Origin of the sequence: Flavobacterium cutihirudinis, assembly GCF_003385895.1 — a bacterium.
Taxonomy (GTDB): Bacteria; Bacteroidota; Bacteroidia; order Flavobacteriales; family Flavobacteriaceae; genus Flavobacterium; species Flavobacterium cutihirudinis.
This window is the reverse complement of sequence record NZ_QRDQ01000015.1, coordinates 1-4,923: the sequence shown is the minus strand read 5'-3', so window position 1 is coordinate 4,923 and position 4,923 is coordinate 1. Positions and strand designations below refer to the sequence as shown.

The 4,923-nt window shown below is 48.2% G+C and carries 2 tRNA genes and 2 rRNA genes; all 4 read left to right on the top strand.

Annotation, left to right across the window (positions count from 1 at the left end):
- Positions 1-18 precede the first annotated feature (18 nt).
- The 4 genes from BD847_RS20715 to BD847_RS20700 all read left to right on the top strand — a co-directional run bounded on the left by BD847_RS20715 (position 19) and on the right by BD847_RS20700 (position 4,912).
- Positions 19-1,532: ribosomal RNA gene (locus BD847_RS20715) — 16S ribosomal RNA — on the top strand.
- A gap of 128 nt (positions 1,533-1,660) precedes the next feature.
- Positions 1,661-1,734 (top strand) — tRNA-Ile (locus BD847_RS20710).
- 96 nt (positions 1,735-1,830) lie between these two features.
- Positions 1,831-1,904, top strand: a tRNA-Ala gene (locus tag BD847_RS20705).
- A gap of 126 nt (positions 1,905-2,030) precedes the next feature.
- Positions 2,031-4,912: ribosomal RNA gene (locus BD847_RS20700) — 23S ribosomal RNA — on the top strand.
- The 16S and 23S rRNA genes sit together here with 2 tRNA genes alongside, the layout of an rRNA operon.
- Positions 4,913-4,923: the final 11 nt, after the last annotated feature.

Sequence of the window (4,923 nt, the reverse complement as noted above, 5' to 3'; positions counted from 1 at the left end):
TATATAATATAAAAATATACGATGAAGAGTTTGATCCTGGCTCAGGATGAACGCTAGCGGCAGGCTTAACACATGCAAGTCGAGGGGTATAGCATTTCGGTGCTAGAGACCGGCGCACGGGTGCGTAACGCGTATGCAATCTACCTTTCACAGAGGGATAGCCCAGAGAAATTTGGATTAATACCTCATAGTATTATAGAGTGGCATCACTTTATAATTAAAGTCACAACGGTGAAAGATGAGCATGCGTCCCATTAGCTAGTTGGTAAGGTAACGGCTTACCAAGGCAACGATGGGTAGGGGTCCTGAGAGGGAGATCCCCCACACTGGTACTGAGACACGGACCAGACTCCTACGGGAGGCAGCAGTGAGGAATATTGGTCAATGGACGCAAGTCTGAACCAGCCATGCCGCGTGCAGGATGACGGTCCTATGGATTGTAAACTGCTTTTGTACGAGAAGAAACACTCCCTCGTGAGGGAGCTTGACGGTATCGTAAGAATAAGGATCGGCTAACTCCGTGCCAGCAGCCGCGGTAATACGGAGGATCCAAGCGTTATCCGGAATCATTGGGTTTAAAGGGTCCGTAGGCGGTCTAGTAAGTCAGTGGTGAAAGCCCATCGCTCAACGGTGGAACGGCCATTGATACTGCTGGACTTGAATTATTAGGAAGTAACTAGAATATGTAGTGTAGCGGTGAAATGCTTAGAGATTACATGGAATACCAATTGCGAAGGCAGGTTACTACTAATGGATTGACGCTGATGGACGAAAGCGTGGGTAGCGAACAGGATTAGATACCCTGGTAGTCCACGCCGTAAACGATGGATACTAGCTGTTGGGCGCAAGTTCAGTGGCTAAGCGAAAGTGATAAGTATCCCACCTGGGGAGTACGTTCGCAAGAATGAAACTCAAAGGAATTGACGGGGGCCCGCACAAGCGGTGGAGCATGTGGTTTAATTCGATGATACGCGAGGAACCTTACCAAGGCTTAAATGTAGATTGACCGGTTTGGAAACAGATCTTTCGCAAGACAATTTACAAGGTGCTGCATGGTTGTCGTCAGCTCGTGCCGTGAGGTGTCAGGTTAAGTCCTATAACGAGCGCAACCCCTGTTGTTAGTTGCCAGCGAGTAGTGTCGGGAACTCTAACAAGACTGCCAGTGCAAACTGTGAGGAAGGTGGGGATGACGTCAAATCATCACGGCCCTTACGCCTTGGGCTACACACGTGCTACAATGGCCGGTACAGAGAGCAGCCACTGGGCGACCAGGAGCGAATCTATAAAACCGGTCACAGTTCGGATCGGAGTCTGCAACTCGACTCCGTGAAGCTGGAATCGCTAGTAATCGGATATCAGCCATGATCCGGTGAATACGTTCCCGGGCCTTGTACACACCGCCCGTCAAGCCATGGAAGCTGGGGGTGCCTGAAGTCGGTGACCGCAAGGAGCTGCCTAGGGTAAAACTGGTAACTAGGGCTAAGTCGTAACAAGGTAGCCGTACCGGAAGGTGCGGCTGGAACACCTCCTTTCTAGAGCCCCATATGTTAGCAGTGATGCACGTTGGGGAAAAAAGATGCCGTTCGAATGGTTTTGAATCGGAGATTGTATTACTCTTGCTGTTAATTTAAAAAAATGATAAAGAATTAAGTAAAAACAGAGTCTCGTAGCTCAGCTGGTTAGAGTACTACACTGATAATGTAGGGGTCGGCAGTTCGAGTCTGCCCGGGACTACTATTTTAACTTGATAAAAAGGAAATTCTAGAGTTGAGTTCTTATGAATGATCATTCATAATTCATAATTCACAATTCATAATTCATAATTAGATTGGGGGATTAGCTCAGCTGGCTAGAGCGCCTGCCTTGCACGCAGGAGGTCAACGGTTCGACTCCGTTATTCTCCACAGGTCCGAAAGGACAGAAGTTCATTGACATATTGAGATAAGAAAATAATAAAAAGTAGAAAGCGTTTTTTACAATTTATTGTAGAAAACAAAAAAAAACGGTCATAATTGATTTTATGATTGGTACAATAAGCAAAATAAGGGCGTATGGGGGATGCCTAGGCTCTCAGAGGCGAAGAAGGACGTGATAAGCTGCGAAAAGCTGCGGGGACGAGCACACATCGATTGATCCGCAGATATCCGAATGGGGCAACCCACTATGTTGAAGACATAGTACACCGATAGGTGGGCAAACCCGCTGAACTGAAACATCTAAGTAGGCGGAGGAGAAGAAAACAAAAGTGATTCCGTAAGTAGTGGCGAGCGAACGCGGATTAGCCCAAACCAATAATGTTACGGCATTGTTGGGGTTGTAGGACCACGATATTTTATGTATGCAGAACCGGAAGTTACTGGAAAGTGACGCCATAGAGGGTGATAGCCCCGTATGGGTAACGAGTATAATAGATAGTGGTATCCTGAGTAGGGCGGGGCACGTGAAACCCTGTCTGAATTTGGCGGGACCATCCGCTAAGGCTAAATACTCCTGAGAGACCGATAGTGAACCAGTACCGTGAGGGAAAGGTGAAAAGAACCGTGAATAACGGAGTGAAATAGATCCTGAAACCATACGCTTACAAGCGGTCGGAGCCCCTTCGTGGGGTGACGGCGTGCCTTTTGCATAATGAGCCTACGAGTTAACGTTGCTGGCAAGGATAAGTGTTTAAGACATGGATCCGTAGCGAAAGCGAGTCTGAATAGGGCGCTTTAGTCAGTAGTGTTAGACGCGAAACCGTGTGATCTACCCATGGGCAGGTTGAAGCTGTGGTAACACACAGTGGAGGACCGAACCGGTTGACGTTGAAAAGTCTTCGGATGACCTGTGGGTAGGGGTGAAAGGCCAATCAAACTCGGAAATAGCTCGTACTCCCCGAAATGCATTTAGGTGCAGCGCTGATGATAGTTATATAGAGGTAGAGCTACTGATTGGATGCGGGGGCTTCACCGCCTACCAATTCCTGACAAACTCCGAATGCTATATAATGTTTCACAGCAGTGAGGGCTTGGGTGCTAAGGTCCAAGTCCGAGAGGGAAAGAACCCAGACCATCAGCTAAGGTCCCCAAATATATGTTAAGTTGAAAGAACGAGGTTTGTCTGCCCAGACAGCTAGGATGTTGGCTTGGAAGCAGCCATTCATTTAAAGAGTGCGTAACAGCTCACTAGTCGAGCGGACGAGCATGGATAATAATCGGGCATAAACATATTACCGAAGCTATGGATTTTGTAGCAATACAAAGTGGTAGGGGAGCATTCTGACAGGGTTGAAGGTGTATCGTAAGGTATGCTGGACTGGTCAGAAAAGAAAATGTAGGCATAAGTAACGATAATGCGGGCGAGAAACCCGCACACCGAAAAACTAAGGTTTCCACAGCTATGCTAATCAGCTGTGGGTTAGTCTGGTCCTAAGGCGAACCCGAAAGGGACAGTCGATGGCCAACGGGTTAATATTCCCGTACTACTAATTACTGTGATGGGGTGACGGAGTGATGAAAGCGCCGCGAACTGACGGAATAGTTCGTTGAAGTACCTAGCTATAAGATCTGTAGGCAAATCCGCAGATTTTGGTGAAATACGATAGTACTCGGAGTCTTCGGACAAAGAGATAGTGCGCCTAAGGGCTTCCAAGAAAAACCTCTAAACTTCAGGTAATTAGTACCAGTACCGTAAACCGACACAGGTAGTTGAGGAGAGAATCCTAAGGTGCTCGAGAGATTCATGGCTAAGGAATTAGGCAAAATAGACCTGTAACTTCGGGAGAAAGGTCGCCCCGAGCAATCGGGGCCGCAGTGAAGAGGTCCAGGCGACTGTTTATCAAAAACACAGGGCTCTGCAAAATCGTAAGATGAAGTATAGGGCCTGACACCTGCCCGGTGCTGGAAGGTTAAGAGGAGATGTTATCTTCGGAGAAGCATTGAATTGAAGCCCCAGTAAACGGCGGCCGTAACTATAACGGTCCTAAGGTAGCGAAATTCCTTGTCGGGTAAGTTCCGACCTGCACGAATGGTGTAACGATCTGGACACTGTCTCAGCCATGAGCTCGGTGAAATTGTAGTAACGGTGAAGATGCCGTTTACCCGCAGTGGGACGAAAAGACCCTGTGCACCTTTACTATAGCTTAGTATTGACCTTGGATAAATGATGTGTAGGATAGGTTGGAGACTGTGAAGCGGCGTCGCCAGGCGTTGTGGAGTCATTGTTGAAATACAACCCTTTGTTTATCTGAGGCCTAACTCTTCGATGAAGAGGACAGTGCTTGGTGGGTAGTTTGACTGGGGTGGTCGCCTCCAAAAGAGTAACGGAGGCTTCTAAAGGTTCCCTCAGTACGCTTGGTAACCGTGCGTAGAGTGCAATGGCATAAGGGAGCTTGACTGAGAGACATACAGGTCGATCAGGTACGAAAGTAGAGCATAGTGATCCGGTGGTTCCGCATGGAAGGGCCATCGCTCAAAGGATAAAAGGTACGCCGGGGATAACAGGCTGATCTCCCCCAAGAGCTCATATCGACGGGGGGGTTTGGCACCTCGATGTCGGCTCGTCACATCCTGGGGCTGGAGAAGGTCCCAAGGGTTGGGCTGTTCGCCCATTAAAGTGGCACGCGAGCTGGGTTCAGAACGTCGTGAGACAGTTCGGTCTCTATCTACTGTGGGCGTTAGAAATTTGAGTGGATCTGATTCTAGTACGAGAGGACCGAATTGGACTAACCTCTAGTGTATCTGTTGTCCCGCCAGGGGCACCGCAGAGTAGCTACGTTGGGAAGGGATAAGCGCTGAAAGCATATAAGCGCGAAACCCACCACAAGATGAGATTTCTTTTAAGGATCGTGGAAGATGACCACGTTGATAGGCTATAGATGTAAAGGCAGTAATGTCATAGTCGAGTAGTACTAATAATCCGTAAGCTTATGTACACCCTTTTCCC